The organism is Xylophilus sp. GW821-FHT01B05 (assembly GCA_038961845.1).
In the GTDB taxonomy this organism is placed as follows: domain Bacteria; phylum Pseudomonadota; class Gammaproteobacteria; order Burkholderiales; family Burkholderiaceae_C; genus Xylophilus.
On sequence record CP152408.1, the window covers coordinates 3,283,694 to 3,298,561 of the forward strand.

General features: G+C 62.4%; 15 protein-coding genes and 1 pseudogene. 5 read left to right on the forward strand and 11 right to left on the reverse strand.

The features are described 5' to 3' along the window. Nucleotides 1-192 precede the first annotated feature (192 nt). A complete protein-coding gene (locus tag AAFF27_15210; protein ID XAH21372.1) occupies nucleotides 193-573 on the forward strand; it encodes an STN domain-containing protein in 381 nt (126 codons plus the stop codon). An 89-nt stretch (nucleotides 574-662) separates the two neighbouring features. On the opposite strand, the gene dusA is transcribed toward AAFF27_15210, so the two are convergent. After that, nucleotides 663-1,670: a tRNA dihydrouridine(20/20a) synthase DusA gene (gene dusA / locus AAFF27_15215; protein ID XAH21373.1), complete on the reverse strand. Its 1,008-nt coding sequence runs from the start codon at nucleotides 1,668-1,670 to the stop codon at nucleotides 663-665. Nucleotides 1,671-1,688: 18 nt separating this feature from the next. Between dusA and AAFF27_15220 the strand changes: the two genes are divergently transcribed. Further along, entirely contained in the window at nucleotides 1,689-1,967 is a 279-nt protein-coding gene (locus tag AAFF27_15220; GenBank protein XAH21374.1) for a hypothetical protein, read from the forward strand. A gap of 248 nt (nucleotides 1,968-2,215) precedes the next feature. On the opposite strand, the gene AAFF27_15225 is transcribed toward AAFF27_15220, so the two are convergent. Together AAFF27_15225 and AAFF27_15230 are read right to left on the reverse strand one after the other, a co-directional pair. Beyond that, complete coding sequence (locus AAFF27_15225) at nucleotides 2,216-3,022, reverse strand: alpha/beta hydrolase (protein ID XAH21375.1); 807 nt, start codon at nucleotides 3,020-3,022, stop codon at nucleotides 2,216-2,218. Between the two features lie 11 nt (nucleotides 3,023-3,033). Further along, entirely contained in the window at nucleotides 3,034-4,008 is a 975-nt protein-coding gene (locus tag AAFF27_15230) for a tripartite tricarboxylate transporter substrate binding protein (GenBank protein XAH21376.1), read from the reverse strand. Between the two features lie 89 nt (nucleotides 4,009-4,097). Here AAFF27_15230 and AAFF27_15235 point away from each other — a divergent pair, with 89 nt between their 5' ends. From AAFF27_15235 to AAFF27_15245, 3 genes and pseudogenes are all read left to right on the forward strand, one after another. Continuing rightward, nucleotides 4,098-5,075 (forward strand): LysR family transcriptional regulator, encoded by a 978-nt coding sequence (locus AAFF27_15235; protein XAH21377.1) that lies wholly within the window; start codon nucleotides 4,098-4,100, stop codon nucleotides 5,073-5,075. A 120-nt stretch (nucleotides 5,076-5,195) separates the two neighbouring features. Next, nucleotides 5,196-5,478 (forward strand): annotated as a pseudogene (locus AAFF27_15240) (IS4 family transposase). A 100-nt stretch (nucleotides 5,479-5,578) separates the two neighbouring features. Next, nucleotides 5,579-5,866 carry a hypothetical protein gene (locus AAFF27_15245; protein XAH21378.1) on the forward strand — a complete coding sequence of 96 codons (288 nt, stop codon included), beginning with the start codon at nucleotides 5,579-5,581 and terminating at the stop codon, nucleotides 5,864-5,866. Between the two features lie 121 nt (nucleotides 5,867-5,987). Here the strand turns inward: AAFF27_15245 and AAFF27_15250 are convergent, their stop codons facing one another. The 8 genes from AAFF27_15250 to AAFF27_15285 all read right to left on the reverse strand — a co-directional run bounded on the left by AAFF27_15250 (nucleotide 5,988) and on the right by AAFF27_15285 (nucleotide 14,738). Further along, nucleotides 5,988-7,649 (reverse strand): tannase/feruloyl esterase family alpha/beta hydrolase, encoded by a 1,662-nt coding sequence (locus tag AAFF27_15250; GenBank protein XAH21379.1) that lies wholly within the window; start codon nucleotides 7,647-7,649, stop codon nucleotides 5,988-5,990. Nucleotides 7,650-7,719: 70 nt separating this feature from the next. Further along, nucleotides 7,720-8,700 carry a branched-chain amino acid ABC transporter permease gene (locus AAFF27_15255; protein XAH21380.1) on the reverse strand — a complete coding sequence of 327 codons (981 nt, stop codon included), beginning with the start codon at nucleotides 8,698-8,700 and terminating at the stop codon, nucleotides 7,720-7,722. A gap of 76 nt (nucleotides 8,701-8,776) precedes the next feature. Then, a complete protein-coding gene (locus tag AAFF27_15260) occupies nucleotides 8,777-9,652 on the reverse strand; it encodes a branched-chain amino acid ABC transporter permease (GenBank protein XAH21381.1) in 876 nt (291 codons plus the stop codon). A 42-nt stretch (nucleotides 9,653-9,694) separates the two neighbouring features. Further along, nucleotides 9,695-10,897, reverse strand: a complete 1,203-nt coding sequence (locus AAFF27_15265) for an ABC transporter substrate-binding protein (GenBank protein XAH21382.1) — start codon at nucleotides 10,895-10,897, stop codon at nucleotides 9,695-9,697. Between the two features lie 67 nt (nucleotides 10,898-10,964). Continuing rightward, the gene (locus AAFF27_15270; GenBank protein XAH21383.1) at nucleotides 10,965-11,672 is read right to left on the reverse strand and encodes an ABC transporter ATP-binding protein; all 708 of its coding nucleotides are present in this window, start codon (nucleotides 11,670-11,672) and stop codon (nucleotides 10,965-10,967) included. Continuing rightward, entirely contained in the window at nucleotides 11,672-12,442 is a 771-nt protein-coding gene (locus AAFF27_15275; GenBank protein XAH21384.1) for an ABC transporter ATP-binding protein, read from the reverse strand. Before AAFF27_15275 ends, AAFF27_15270 begins: the two co-directional genes overlap by 1 nt. Beyond that, nucleotides 12,439-12,633 carry a hypothetical protein gene (locus AAFF27_15280; protein XAH21385.1) on the reverse strand — a complete coding sequence of 65 codons (195 nt, stop codon included), beginning with the start codon at nucleotides 12,631-12,633 and terminating at the stop codon, nucleotides 12,439-12,441. The genes AAFF27_15275 and AAFF27_15280 overlap by 4 nt, the downstream gene beginning before the upstream one ends. Nucleotides 12,634-13,025: 392 nt before the next feature. Continuing rightward, a complete protein-coding gene (locus tag AAFF27_15285) occupies nucleotides 13,026-14,738 on the reverse strand; it encodes a tannase/feruloyl esterase family alpha/beta hydrolase (GenBank protein XAH21386.1) in 1,713 nt (570 codons plus the stop codon). Nucleotides 14,739-14,868 lie beyond the last annotated feature (130 nt).

The window sequence follows — 14,868 nt, forward strand, 5'->3', positions numbered from 1 at the left end:
GTGGATCACAGCTCGCCGGGATTGGCGACAGACATAGAGACGAATGGCCGAAAGATTTCCGGTAACACCGCACGAAAACCGCACGAAATTTCAGGGGTGCACTGAAATGAGGCGCGGCCATTACCGGAAAGCTCGGCCGCGCTCGTCTCATAGGGGTAACAAGAAACCCCATTTCGCAGGAAACACCCCTACATGAATCGAATTGGGAGGCAGAGCCCGATCCGCCACCTCGCAGCAAGCCGGCGCATCGCCATCGCAGCCGCCTGCGCACTCATGGCGAGCCTGTCATACGCCTCTACCCGGGAGTTCGACGTGCGCAGCGGCGAGCTCAGGCCCGCACTCGACGCCTACATCGCGCAGTCAGGCGTGCAACTCATCTACAAGATAGAAGACGTCAAGGACCTGTCAACGCGAGGCGTCAAAGGAAAAATCGCCCCTGAGGCAGCCCTGGACCGGTTGTTGGACGGTACTCGCCTGCACATCCGCCGCGGACCGGATGGCGCCATCGTGCTTATCGCGCCGCCCACCACAAGCGCCACCAACGCACCGGCCGCCGCAGACAGGAAACCCTGATCTGCGCATGCAGCAACTATAAAAATAGTAGCTACTTACCCTAGTCCCGCCTGGGTTTCGGGCACTTTTCTTCAAAATTTCCGTAGGTTTCAACCATCCACCGTGGCGGCGGCAGGTTGGCGCGCCAGCGCCATCACCTCGCGCGGCGGCAGCGACTTCAGGCGGTGATCGCTCCATACCCGGCGCCAATGCCGAGCGCCCGGCAGGCCGTGGCGCAAACCAAGCATGTGCCGCGCGATGGAGGCCCACGGCGTACCGTCCCGCGCCGCCTCGCGCTCCATGTAGGCAACCATCGCCTCTTCCACGTCTTCGCGCGTTTGCGCGGAGGGCGCCGCGCCGTAGAAGTCCGCGTCCCAGCCGGCCATCGACCAGGGGTTGTGATAAGCCTCGCGGCCCACCATCACGCCATCGAGCACCGCCAGTTGCTCGGCAATCTGCGCGCTTGCAGTAAAGCCGCCGTTGATCGCGATCACCAGATGCGGGAAGTCGCGCTTCAGCTGATGCACCAACTCGTAGCGCAGCGGCGGCACCTCGCGGTTCTCCTTGGGGCTCAGGCCCTGCAGCCAGGCATTGCGCGCGTGGGCAATGAACACCTTGCAGCCCGCCTCGGCCACCGTGCCAACGAAGTCACGCACAAAGCCATAGTTCTCGACCTTGTCGATACCGATGCGGTGCTTGACCGTGACCGGCACATCCACCACATCCACCATGGCCTTCACGCAGTCCGCCACCAGTTGCGGCTCGTTCATAAGGCAGGCGCCAAAGGCACCGCGCTGCACCCGCTCAGACGGGCAGCCGCAGTTCAGGTTGACCTCGTCATAACCCCACTCAACCCCCAACCGCGCCGCCTGCGCCAAGTCCGCCGGCTCGCTGCCGCCCAGCTGCAAGGCCACCGGATGCTCCTCTGCGTTGAAACGCAGGTGCCGCGGCACATCGCCATGCAACAGCGCGCCGGTGGTCACCATCTCGGTGTAGAGCAGCGCATGGCGGGTCAGCAACCGGTGGAGGTAGCGGCAGTGGCGGTCGGTCCAATCCATCATTGGCGCGACAGAAAGGATTTTTTCCTTGTAAATCAACAATCTACCCTCATCATTCATACACTTGGAAGCCCTCGTGTGCACTCCAATTTCACGTTTGGCGGCCTGATCGATCTGCAGGTCATCGACATGAAGAAGTGCTGCGGCCCCTCGGCGCTCCAAGGCCTTCACCCTCGATGCGCTGAAGACGAAGCGGGGCAAGCTGAAGCCGAAGGACTTCGCGCGCGACGGCTCATCCAGTTCGGCCAGGACCGCGGCAAGGAAGGCGCCGGTCCCGTCACCATCAGCATGGGCATCGGCTACATCAAGCTGGTAGTTTCTCACGCGGCGGCCGTTCACGGATTCGCGTTCAGGTAGAGCCCATTGATCTGGCCCGCACCGCGCTCAAGCGCCTGAGCCTGGCCGGCAAGGGTTTGGAGCGAAGCGCCGCCCTACCCTCGGCGAACTGCAAGCGCTTGCCGATTACCTCACCAGCAATCCGCGGCAGATCATCCCCTTGGGCGAATCATGTGTTTTGCACTCGCCACAGCGATGCGCCAGGACGGGATCTGCCGCATCCGGTGGGATGCTTTAGCGGGTCACTTTTGGATGAAAATCAACTTTGATCAGTACCTCGCCCGCCGTGCGATGAACTCCAGGATCAGCCGGTTCACCTCCTCCGGTTTCTCAAAGTAGGCGGAATGCCCAGCCTGCGCCACGACGGCAAGCTCGCTCTCGCTTACGCGTTCCGCCACTTCACGCATCACGGAAACAGGAACGATCGGGTCTTCACTGCCGACCAGCAGCAGTGTTGGGCAGCGCACGTCAGCAAGCGCGTCCATCGGAATGAGCCGTCCCGGCTGCATGAGCGCGCCCAGTGCTGAGCCCCATTCCGCCGCGTCGAGCTTATAGGCGCTCTGATTGAAATGATTGATCTGCGCGTACAGCATCGCCTTGGCGGGGTGGTGCTCAAGGAACCACTTGCCGAGTGAGCGTTGTTCGATCGTGACCGCGCGGTGCGTGATCTGCCGTCGTGAAATCGCGTCGAGCAATGCAGGGTGATCGAGCGCCAGCGATGTGTCGCACGCGATGAAAGCAGCGATGCGCGAGGGATTGGTCAGGGCCAGCTTGATGCCGATCATCCCGCCCAGTGACTGCCCGACCAGCGTGACGCGGTCGATCTTCTCGCGATCGAGGATGGCAAGGACATCGTCTACGAAGTTCTCCAGCGAAAACTCCTGCAGCGGCGCGACAGAGCGCCCGAAGCAGCGGATGTCCATCGTCAGGCACGTGTGACGCTGCGTGAACGCGGGCAACTGCTGCCACCACGTCGCCGCGTTGGAGCCAGCCCCATGGCAGAAAAGAACAGGCTCGCTACCCTCCCCATGGCGCTCGTAGTAGATAGCGCGGCCATGGCTTTGCACGAAAGGCATAGGAGAAGACCTCAGTTGGCTTTGAGATTCATGCTGCGTACCAGTTGGCCCCAGCGCTCGGTATCGCTGCGCACCATCTGCGCGTATTGGTCTGGCGTTCCTGGCAGCGGCATCAGGCCCTCCGTCTCCAACAACTTGAGCAACGCAGGCTCACTCAAGGCGGCATTGATCGCAGCGTTGACCTTGCGAACCACGGCCGAGGAGGTGGCCTTGGGCGCGGATAACCCGACCCAGGAGGCCACAGTGAGCTGCTTGTAGCCCAGTTCTGCAAAGGTGGGAACCTCCGGCGCCGTGGCCATGCGTTGGGCACTGGAGACGGCCAAGACATGGAGTTTTCCGCTTTGCACATAAGGCAGCGCGACGCTTGGCGGGATCACGATCACCGACACGACGCCTGCGAGCACGTCCTGCAGAGCGGGCGCACCGCCCTTGTACGGCACATGCGTTAACTGCACACCGGCAGCACGCTGCAACAGTTCCATCACGAGGTGCCCGGTGCTGCCCGCGCCGGAGCTTGCGTAGTTGATCTTTCCCGGCTCCCGCTTGGCCTGCTGTACCAGGTCCTGGAAGGTGCTCATCCCCGCATCGCTGCGCGCCACCAGCCACTGAGGGCTTTCGCCAACTGCACCCACGTGCACGAAGTCCTTGGCGATGTCGAAGGGCACGTTTTCGTAGATGCCTTGCGCGATCGTGTTGAGCATCCCGGTCATGGTCAGCGTATAGCCGTCGGGCGCTGCGCTTGCGCCAGCCTGGGTGCCGACGATGTTGCCTGCACTCGGCCGGTTCTCAACTACCACGGGTTGCTTGAGTGTCTTCGCCATGTACTGTCCCAGGGGCCGAGCGACGCGGTCGTACGGCCCCCCAGCCGGCGCGGGGACGATGATGCGAATCGGACGCGCGGGCCAGTCCGTGCTTTGTGAGTGGGCGGCGGAGGTCGCCAGTATGCCGGCCGCAAGGGCGGCCGCGATGCGCAAAAGGGAATTCATGCTTGTCTCCTTGTTTTCCGCATCTTCGTCCGCGCACCCATCGCTAGCCAATTAAATCTGAGCGGTATCCATTAGACTTTCCGATACCTATGCCGCATAGTGCTACCGCCCTTCTGAATCGGCTGCTCGCCCGTGGCAAGTTCCGCCACGCGCAGGTGATCTTGGTCCTGACAGAACTCGGCAGTGTGCAGCGCACTGCCGATGCAATCGGCATGACGCAGTCTTCGGTGTCTCAGACACTGGCCTATCTGGAGGAGTTGCTCGAAGTGCGCCTGTTCGAGCGTCACGCGCGCGGCGTGCGGCCGACACCGGCCTGCGCCGACTTGTTGCCGGTGGCCCGCCAATTGATGCTGGGAATTGCCGACGGCGCGGAGGTCGTGAGCGCGCGCCACCAGCAGGGCCAGGGCGTTGTCCGACTGGTCGCCTCCGGCGCTGCCATCAACGGCTTGTTACTCGACGCATTGCCCGCATTCAGTGATCGGTACCCCGCCGTCCAGGTCCAACTCGCGGAGGCGGAAGGTCAAGACCAACTGCTGGCCATTGCGCGAGGTGAGGTGGATCTGGTCGTATGCCGCCGGCCGCCTGTACTCCCGGAGGGGTGGGAGTTCCATCCGCTGCGGGATGACCGATACGTGATCCTGTGCCGCTCAGACCATCCGCTGGCCGACGCCCGGCCGCTGAAGTTGGCGGACATCGCACAGGCCACGTGGCTGATGTTGCCGGCCGGCGTTGCCGCTCGGCAGCGCTTCGATGAACTCGCATGCAGCTTTCCAGAGCTGCCGAGGACGTATCCGGTGGTAACGCAGTCGCTCAACATGCTATGGCATCTGCTGCAGCATCGGCCCCTGCTCTCCTTAATATCGCTCAACCTGGCACGGCCACTGCTGGAAGAAGGCGCGCTGGTGGAATTGCGCGTCGGCGACGCCGCGGCCCTCGAGCCGATCGGAATCCTGCAGCCTGAGGCTGGCGTGGGTCAAGCCGCAGCTTGTTTCGGCCAGTTCCTGCACCTGACGCTCAGCGAAAGCCCATGCGCTCCGCGTGCCAGATCGTCCGACAAGAGGCTCTGAGAACCATCCCTCTCAAGGTCTTGTGAGCGACAAGCAGTAACCTCGGAGATATCAAGAGGAAGCCTGCGGATGTGGAAAGAAGTATTGGAGCGCTTCGAGCGTGAAGGGCCGGTCAGCGTGATGGCGCGCGCAGCACTGGAGCAGGCTTTGCCGGTGCAGTGGATAGACGAAGTGTTCGAAGCGGGTCGCCAGCGCCAATACCCGCGCGAGCTGCTGATGTCCACCGCAGTAGAGCGGATGCTGCTGGTCTCATTGGGCCTGCGGCCCTCGTTGCACGCGGCGTGCCAAGAAGATGGAGCGCTTGCCCGTGACCCTGGCCGCGCTGTACGACAAGGTCAAACGCACCGAACCCCGGATACTGCGCGCGCTGGTGCAAGGCCGCGCAGCACGCCTGGCGTCGGTGGTTGCTGCCACAGGCACCCAGCCCAGCTTGCACGGCTGACGGCTACATTGCGCTGGAGCCGCAGGCCTGGCTGGAGTGGTCCGAGGCGCCCCCGGTGCGCGTGGCGGGCTACCTGCTGCGCCTGGCCAGAGGCATCTCACCGCTCAGTGTCGCCAGGGCTCAGCGCGGGCCCAAGAAAGACAAGCCCGGGGGCTATGTGACTGCTGCCGTCGCACGCAAGCGGTTGGCCACCGCTCGCGTGCTGCGCAAGACACTGCTCAAACACCTTGAAAGGGATGGCTTTGAGAGAGCGTGTGACGAGATCATGCCGGTTCATCAGCGCGAGCGCCGTCGTCGGAATCACGCCAATGCCCAGACCGGCTGCAATCAAGCCACCGATGATTGGTAGGCTGATCGATTCATGCACCGATCGCACAGCCAAACCCAATTCGGCAAATACCTCGTCTGTCGCGTTCCGCGTACTGGTCCCCGTTCTGCCGCGCTCGCCGTCGTGAGGCGGCCCCCAGTATTCATGGACCCGGCGCAGTACATGTGTAGTTAGTGGCGAGCTTTCCCGCTGCTGCGTCATCCGAGGGCCCAACGTACCTTGGGTACGTCGGATACTGACACAAGGGGCGAGTAAAGGCGATGTCACCACTGGAGGTCAGTTTCGTCGCCAACAATGTATTTGGCGGCGCGTCCCTCGTTACCCAGTCGTCGAGGGACTGCAGCAGATCAGTCGGCGCTGCGCCGGGGCCATTTCCACAATGCCCAACCCCCGGGGCCACATAGAACCGAACGGCGGAATCTGCCACGGTTTTTCCTCCAACTGCCGAAACCATAGCATCGTAGTAGTTCGCCGTTCCTTGAGCTGGGTAGAAATCATCAGCGCCTCCGTGCCACATGATTAGTTTGCCTCCACCATTGATAAATGGGCGAATGTCTTTGGAGGTGGCATTGACGATGGACGCTGTTGAGAACAGGGCATTCAGATCCTGATCGTACGAGAAGGTCAGCGGGTTGACCGCAGCATTTCTCGCGATGATGTTCTTGATGCTTGTGTCTTGAAAAATGTATCCAGCGCTGAACGTGAAATCCCCGTCGCGTGCAGCACCGGTGGAACCCGCGGGCCACTGCGTATCTTCGTTTCCAGTGAATGGGTGTCCGACTTGCGTATAGACGTTTGGCGCGATCCCGAACTCTGCAGGCGTTGTCAGGGCGGCGATCGAGTTCAGCTGACCATCTGAAAGACATGCGTCTCCCAAGTCGCCTCCGCCGGCGCAGCGTAGGGCCTTCGGATCAAAACCAGACTTGCTACAGGCGGCAGGATTGGAAACTATGCCGTCGGCAATGCCATCCAAGGCATCGCACACGTCGCGGACCGATTGTGAAAGAAGTTTTAGCTTTGCGTTAGGTAATGCACCGCCCGGCGCTGCCAGGGCCTTTGCATTTCGATTGAACCACCCAATTAGTCCAACAAAGTCATAGGAAGGGTCGCCCGCGATGACGCCGTCAAACAAGTATGGGTAGCGCTGCACTGTCATGAGCGCTTCTCTGCCACCCGTCGAGCAACCTTCAAAATAGGATCGATCGGGGAATTTTCCATATGCATCTCGAACGACCTCCTTCGCAGATGCCAGCGTAGTGGGGATGGACAGATGCCCCCACATGTTCAACGCCAGGGAATCATTGAGGGCAAAGCTGGCATCGAAGGCTGAGCCCTTGTGACCTCCGTCACTTCCTACTGCAGCGTACCCTTTCGACAAAGCAGCGACCGGTAGCGCCGGAATCGACCCGTTCATACCAGCGCCGCCTTGGTAGTAGAGCTTGCCGTTCCATTTGTCCGGGAAGAGGATCTCAATGCCTAGTTGCGCGGGAATCGTTCCAGTGACTTGGCAGTACGTGGGTGTGCTTGAGGTTGCGGGAACAACTTTCGCGCTTAACCCAGCTACGCCGCCACTCGTTGCCCCGTTGAGTTTCGCGCAGACACTCGCTGCAGATGGAGGCGGGTTGTCGCCTTCTGGTTGCGTTGGAGTAATGGGTGGCGGAGTAGTGGTACCTACTACCACGGGAACTAGCGAGCTGTAGGAGCCGCCTCCACAGGCTGCGAGAAGGAGACTGATGCCTCCGATGCAACTGCCAAGGCGAAGTCGATTCGTACGTTTCAATTTTGTCTCCCTTTGCTTCTTCATGGCAATCTTTTATGGAGGTAGTTTTATTTTCCGAGGAGCCGAGGCTCTACTTCTTCGTTACGGCGCTGCGCTACTTCGCGCGCCGCCGCTCGATGAACGCAATGATCTCGCCCATGATCCCCTTGCGGAACGCCAGCACGCAGATCACGAAGATCAGGCCCGTGACCATGGTCACCGACTCGCCCAGCGTGCTGAACCAGTCCACCGTGGTGATGCGCGCCAGGAAGTTGCCAAGTTCGCCGATCTTGTTCTCCAGCAGCACCACCACAGCCGAGCCCATCAGCGGACCCGAGAGCGTGCCCAACCCGCCCACCAGCGTCATCAGGATGACCTGGCCCGAGGCGGTCCAGTGCACGTCGGACAGCGTGGCGAAGCCCAGCACCAGCGTCTTGAGCGAACCGGCCAGGCCTGACAGCGCCGCTGAAATCACGAAGGCCAGCAGCTTGAAGCGGTTCACGTCGTAGCCCAGCGACAGCGCGCGCGGCTCGTTCTCCTTGATGCCCTTCAACACCTGCCCGAACGGTGAGTGGACGGTGCGCACGATCAGCAAGAATGCCAGCACGACCACGACCAGCGCCACGTAGTACATCGTCAGGTCGTTCGACAGGTCGATCAAGCCGAACAGCTTGCCGCGCGGCACGCCCTGCAGGCCGTCTTCGCCGCCCGTGAACTTGGCCTGCAGCGCGACGAAGAACATCATCTGCGCGAGCGCCAGCGTGATCATCGCGAAGTAGATGCCCTGGCGGCGGATCGCCACCAGGCCGAAGATCCAGCCCAGAAAACCGCCGGCGAGCGTGCCCGCGATCAAGCCCAACTCGGGCGTGAGGCCCCAGACCTTCATCGCATGGCCCGCGACGTACGCGGACCCGCCCAGGAAGGCCGCATGCCCGAACGACAGCAGACCCGTGTAGCCCAGCAGCAGGTTGAACGCCGCCGCGAACAGCGCGAAACACATAAGCTTCATCACGAACACGGGGTAGGCGCCGAAGAACGGCGCGAGCACCAGCGCGACCAGCAGCAATGTGTAGACGACGGTAGAAATTTTCTTCATGAATTCTTAAGCAAGAAGGTCGCCGCGCACGGCCGCCCGAAGCGACACGAAGCGCGCGCAGCCTGGGGACGAGCAATCATTTTTCTTTGCCGAACAGGCCGGTGGGGCGAATCAACAGCACGATGACCATGATCACGAACACAACCGTTGACGATGCCTCGGGATAGAAGACCTTGGTGAGCCCTTCGATCACGCCCAATCCCAGGCCCGTGAGGATGGCGCCCATGATGGAGCCCATGCCGCCGATCACGACCACCGCAAACACCACGATGATGAGGTTCTGTCCCATCAGTGGCGACACCTGCATCACCGGCGCCGCCAGCACGCCGGCGAAAGCGGCGAGCGCACAGCCGAAGGCGTAGGTCAGCGTGATCATCAGCGGCACGTTGACGCCGAAGGCTTCCACCAGCCGTGGGTTCTCGGTGCCGGCACGCAGGTAGGCGCCCAGCCGAGTCTTCTCGATCACGTACCAGGTCGCGAAGCAGACCACCAGCGATGCCACGACCACCCATGCGCGGTAGTTGGGCAGCACCATGAAGCCCAGGTCGGTGGCACTGGAGAGGACATCGGGCGCGTCGTAGGGCAGCCCCGACACGCCGTAGACCGAGCGGAACACGCCCTCGATCAGCAGCGTGAGACCCAGCGTGAGCAGCAGGCCGTAAAGGTGGTCGAGCTTGTAGATCCAGCGCAGCAGCAAGCGCTCGATCAGCACGCCAAACAGGCCGATGACGAGGGGCGCCACGATCAGCATCACCCAGTAGTTGATGCCGAAATACTCCATCGCCATCCAGGTCAGGATGGCGCCCATCATGAACAGCGCGCCGTGCGCGAAGTTAATGACGTTGAGCAGGCCGAAGATCACCGCGAGCCCGAGGCTCAGGATGGCGTAGAAGGAGCCGTTGACCAGCCCCAGGAGGAGTTGGCTCAAAAGCGCAGGAAGGGAAATGGTCATAAGCGTTTCAACAAACCCGGGCGGCTGCGCGCCTGCGGAGGATCACTTCCAGAGAGCGCATTTCGTTTCGGCCTTGGTCGTGAAGACTTGGTCGCCCGGCAGCGTCTGGAGCACCTTCAGGTAGTCCCAGGGTTGTTTGGATTCGGCCGGCGACTTGGCTTCGACCAGGTACATGTCGTGGATGAAGCTGCCGTCGGCGCGGATCTGGCCCTTGCCGTAGAAGTCGTCGATCTTCATGCTCTTCAACTGCGCCATGACCTTGTCGGCGTCTGTGGTCTTGGCTGCGGCCACAGCCTTCAGGTAGGTCATGGTGGCGGAGTAGTCGGCTGCCTGCACGTCGGTTGGCATGCGCTTGGTTTTCTCGAAGAAGCGGTTGCCGAACTTGCGCGTGTCGTCGTTCAGGTCCCAATACCAACTGGTGGTGTGCAGCAGGCCTTCGGTGTTCTTCAGGCCCAGGCTGTGGATGTCAGACAGGAACACCAGCAGGCCGGCGGTCTTCATGGTCTTGTTGATGCCAAATTCCTTGGCGGCCTTGATCGAGTTGATGGTGTCGCCGCCGGCGTTGGCCAGGCCCAGGATCTGCGCCTTGGAGTTCTGCGCCTGCAGCAGGAATGAGGAGAAGTCCGACGCGTTCAGCGGATGGCGCACCGCGCCCGCCACCGTGCCCCCCTTGTCCTTCACCACCTTGGTGGTGTCGGCCTCGAGCGCGTGGCCGAAGGCGTAGTCGGCCGTCAGGAAGAACCAGCTTTTGCCGCCGCGGTCGACCACCGCCGTGCCGGTGCCCTTGGCCAGCGCCACGGTGTCGTAGGCATAGTGCACGGTGTAAGGGCTGCACTGCTCGTTGGTGAGCGCCGAGCTGCCTGCGCCATTGTTGAAGTACACGCGCTTCTTCTCTTCCGCCACCTTGGCAATGGCCAGCGCGGTGCCGGAATTGGTACCGCCGAAGATCATGGTGACGCCGGCCGTGTCGACCCACTCGCGGGCCTTGGAGGCGGCGATGTCGGCCTTGTTCTGGTGGTCGGCGGTCAGCAGCTCGATCGGCTGGCCCAGCACCTTGCCGCCGAAATCGTCGATGGCCATCTGGATGGCCGTGGCCCCGCCCTTGCCTTCCAGGTCGGCGTACAGGCCCGACAGGTCGGTGACGAAGCCGATCTTCACTTTTTCCTGCGCCTGCACGGCGCCCGCGCTCATTGCGAGGATGCCGATGGCCGTGGAGATGGCGATGAGGCCGAGTTTCTTGTTCATGGCTTGTTGTCTCCTGAAGAAATCTTTGCGGGATGCGAGAAACGGTTTTGTGGACTTTTCTTGTTGTTCAGACGCCGAGCAGCTCGGTGAGCACTGGCATCTTGGCTTCGAGCTCGGCAGCGCCGAACTTCTCGACGATGCGGCCGTGCTCCATCACGTAGAAGCGGTCGGCCAGCGGCGCGGCGAAGCGGAAGTTCTGCTCCACCATGACGATGGTGTAGCCCTTGTCGCGCAGCGTGGTGATCATGCGGGCCAGCGCCTGCACGATGACCGGCGCGAGGCCCTCGGAAATCTCGTCGAGCAGGAGCAGCTTGGCGCCCGTGCGCAGGATGCGCGCGACGGCCAGCATCTGCTGCTCGCCGCCCGACAGGCGCGTGCCCTGGCTGTTGCGGCGTTCGGCCAGGTTGGGGAACATGGCGTAGATCTCTTCGACCGACATGCCCTGCCCCGCGCCTTTGAGTTCGGGCGGCAGCAGGAGGTTTTCCTCGCATGAGAGGCTGGCGAAGATGCCGCGCTCCTCAGGGCAGTAGCCGATGCCGAGGTGCGCAATGCGGTGCGTCGGCGTGTCGATGGTCTCTTTGCCGTTGACCTCGATGCTGCCCTTGCGCGCGCCGGTCAGGCCCATGATGGCCCGCAGCGTGGTGGTGCGGCCCGCGCCGTTGCGGCCTAGCAGCGTGACGACTTCGCCCGGCTGCACGACCATGTCGACGCCGTGCAGCACATGCGATTCGCCGTACCAGGCCTGGAGCCCTTTGATTTCGAGTGCGGCGGTCATCAGTGCGCACCCTGCAGTTGGCCGTCAGTGGTGCCCATGTAGGCCTCCATCACCTGCGGGTTCTTTGAGACTTCGGCGTACGGGCCTTCGGCGAGCACGGCGCCGCGCTGCAGCACGGTGATGGTGTCGGCGATGGTCGAGACCACGCTCATGTTGTGTTCGACCATCAGGATGGTGCGTCCGGCCGACACGCGCTTGATGAGCTCGGCCACGCGGTGCACGTCTTCATGGCCCATGCCCTGCGTCGGTTCGTCGAGCAGCATCAGCTCGGGCTCCATGGCCAGCGTGGTCGCGATCTCAAGGGCGCGCTTGCGGCCGTAGGGCAGGTTCACGGTCTGTTCGCCGGCGAGTTCTTCGAGGCCCACTTCGGCCAGCAGTTCGCGCGCACGCGCATCGAGCGGCTTGAGCGACTTCTCGCTCTTCCAGAAGTGGTACGAGGTGCCGAGGCGCCTTTGCAGGCCCAGCCGCACGTTCTCGAGCAGCGTGAGGTGCGGAAACACGGCCGAGATCTGGAACGAGCGGATGACGCCGCGCCGCGCGATCTGCGCCGGGCGTTCGCCCGTGATGTCCTGCCCGTTGAACAAGATCGTGCCGGTGGTGGGCTCAAGGAACTTGGTGAGCAGGTTGAAGCAGGTGGTCTTGCCCGCGCCGTTGGGGCCGATCAGCGCGTGGATGGAGCCACGCACCACCGAGAGATTGACCTTGCTGACCGCGGTGAACCCCTTGAATTCCTTGGTGAGCTGGCGTGTTTCGAGGATGACGTCGCTCATTCCTGCGGTCCACTTGAATGCAAGAACAGAGGAAACCGGCGCGTGAACCCTTGGTTAACCTCGGTGCCGTACAGACCGTCGGCGCCCGGATGAGCGCCGATGTGTGTGATGACGATGTCCTTGGCTTGGACGCTGATGGCGCCGGCAGCGAGCTGCAGCGGAACAAGCGAACGTGCGCTCGGAATTTGCATGGTTTGTCTCCTAAACGTCGGTACAGCCTAAGTCGCGTGGGCTGGGCTTTTACTCCAGCGGCAAATTGGCTCGATTCAGTATCGCGGGAGCGTTTTTGCTCCGCAATGGCGTTTGGCGCAACGTCATCGTGCATTGATGCACAACGAGCCGTACGAAGATGCGACTCGGATTGCACAGGACGGCACCGCAAGGAATTCCCGAGGGAGTTGATTTCCATGGAATCCTGCCCCCGTCACCTCTGGCTGGAAATCAACACTTTTTTGGAGAAAGGAATCACGATGCGCATACGGAGAGCGGCGCTCATAGCGCCCTCTGCATCGGGGTACACCGGCGGTGCAAGGCATTGCCGGTGGGGAAGCGTCGGCCGACGCTGCCGTGTGGGACGGCTGGGTTACTGCATCGAGCAGCTGAAGCTCGAGGCGGAGTTGACGTCCCCGCTGCCGTTGTAGCGCGGATAAGCGGGGTAATCGCAGAGCGGACGCGTGCGGCCGGGCACACCAACGGTGTCGGTCACGATCTGATTCGGTGGCAGCGTGCCTTTCTCGATCCAGTTCTCGAGAGTTGTCAACGAGTCCCAGGATGCGTTGAAGACGGTGCTGGCCGCATGGCCGTAGCCAGGAATTTCGTAGTAGCGCAGGAACGAGTCGGTGCGGGCATCACCCATCGTCGCGCGAACGCGGTCGACATACTGCTCCGTCGCCCGCGTGCTGACGAGCGCATCGCTCATGCCGTGTGCGATCAAGATCTTGCCGCCCTTGGATTGGAAGGCCGTGAGGTCGGTCTTGTTGACGTCCTGAAGGCCGGTCAGCGTGCTGATTCGCGCTTGGTATGGACCGGGGTTCTGCGGGTCGAGTGTCAGCGAGTTGAAGTTCGCATCCCGCGTCACGAAAAAGCGCACCCACTGATCCCAGAACACGCTGCCGTACGGCGCCGCATTTGGCATCGGGCTGGAAGGTTGGGCGCTGTTCAACGAAAGGAACGAAACAGCAGCCTGAAGGGGGCTGGCGTTCGGGATACCGAAGTCGGTCCCCCACGTGTTGAAGCCGGGATACTGTGTCTCGCCGCTCGCCAGCGTGTAGCTGAATGTGATCGGCGTGTTGATGACATCGAACGCCGCGATCTGCGCATCCGACAGGCAGGTGTCGCCGGTGTCAGCGCCCCCCGCGCAGCGCAGTGGCTGGCCATTCACGGTCGCCGTCGTTGGATTGAAGTTCGCGTTGCAGGCTTTGATATTGCTGATCAGCCCGTCGGCAACACCGTCCAGCGTGTCACACGCCTGAATCGACGCGTCGTAAAGCACCTTTCGCTTCGCCGCGTTGGGATACGCGCCAGGCTGCGCGAGCGCCCGCGTGATACGGCCGAACTGAAGATCGAGGCTGGCGGCCGCTCCGGCCGGGTACAAGGCTATTACACCGTCCCAGTCTTGCGGCCAATCTTGCGCTACTTTGAGCGCTTCGCGGCCACCCGAAGAACCCCCGGCAAAGTACGCTTTGGCCGGTCCATTCACGGCATAGCGGGCGTTGATGATCGCGATCGCCACATCGCGCGTCTTCTTCAGCGCGTCCCCGGAGAAGTTGTTGACGGCCTCGTCGTTGACGCCGAAGGAGCCATCCTGGCTGCCGAGCGCATTTGCCTGATGGCCGGAATCGCTTGCGAATGTCGCGTAGCCACGACCAAGCGGAGCTGGCTGATCAGCGGGGCCCACCGGCACGTTGCCGGTCACGTCAGGGATCGTCCCGTCATAGCCACCACCGCCGAACATCATTACCTTGCCGTTCCAGGTGCTCGGAAGGGCGACCTGCATCAGGATCTTCGGCGCCGCAGAATCGACGGGCGAAATCGCGGCGCCGACCTTGCAGTACTCGGGCGTGGCACCCACACCGCTGCCGGCGGCCGCGACCAGCGTCGCAGCGGTGACTATCGCGCCTGTTGTCGGCAGACCGATATTGGCTGCCGCGATCGTCATTCCAGTCAAATCTCCGCAACTCAACGGCTGCGGCGGCCTGTTGCCACCGTCACCACCACCACAGGCGACCACCAGGGCGGAAGCGGAAAGCGCCACGAAAAGGGCATGGCGACCGAGAGAAGGTTGAGGCTGTCGCATGTTGTCTCCTGCTGTTTATATAAAGGGGCACTACTGGGCGAGTCGAACCGTCGGTCTGACGGTCTGACGGTCTGACGGTGAATTGGGCGCTTCAGCCCAAATCTGAAAACGTGATGCGGTCGAGTCGGTC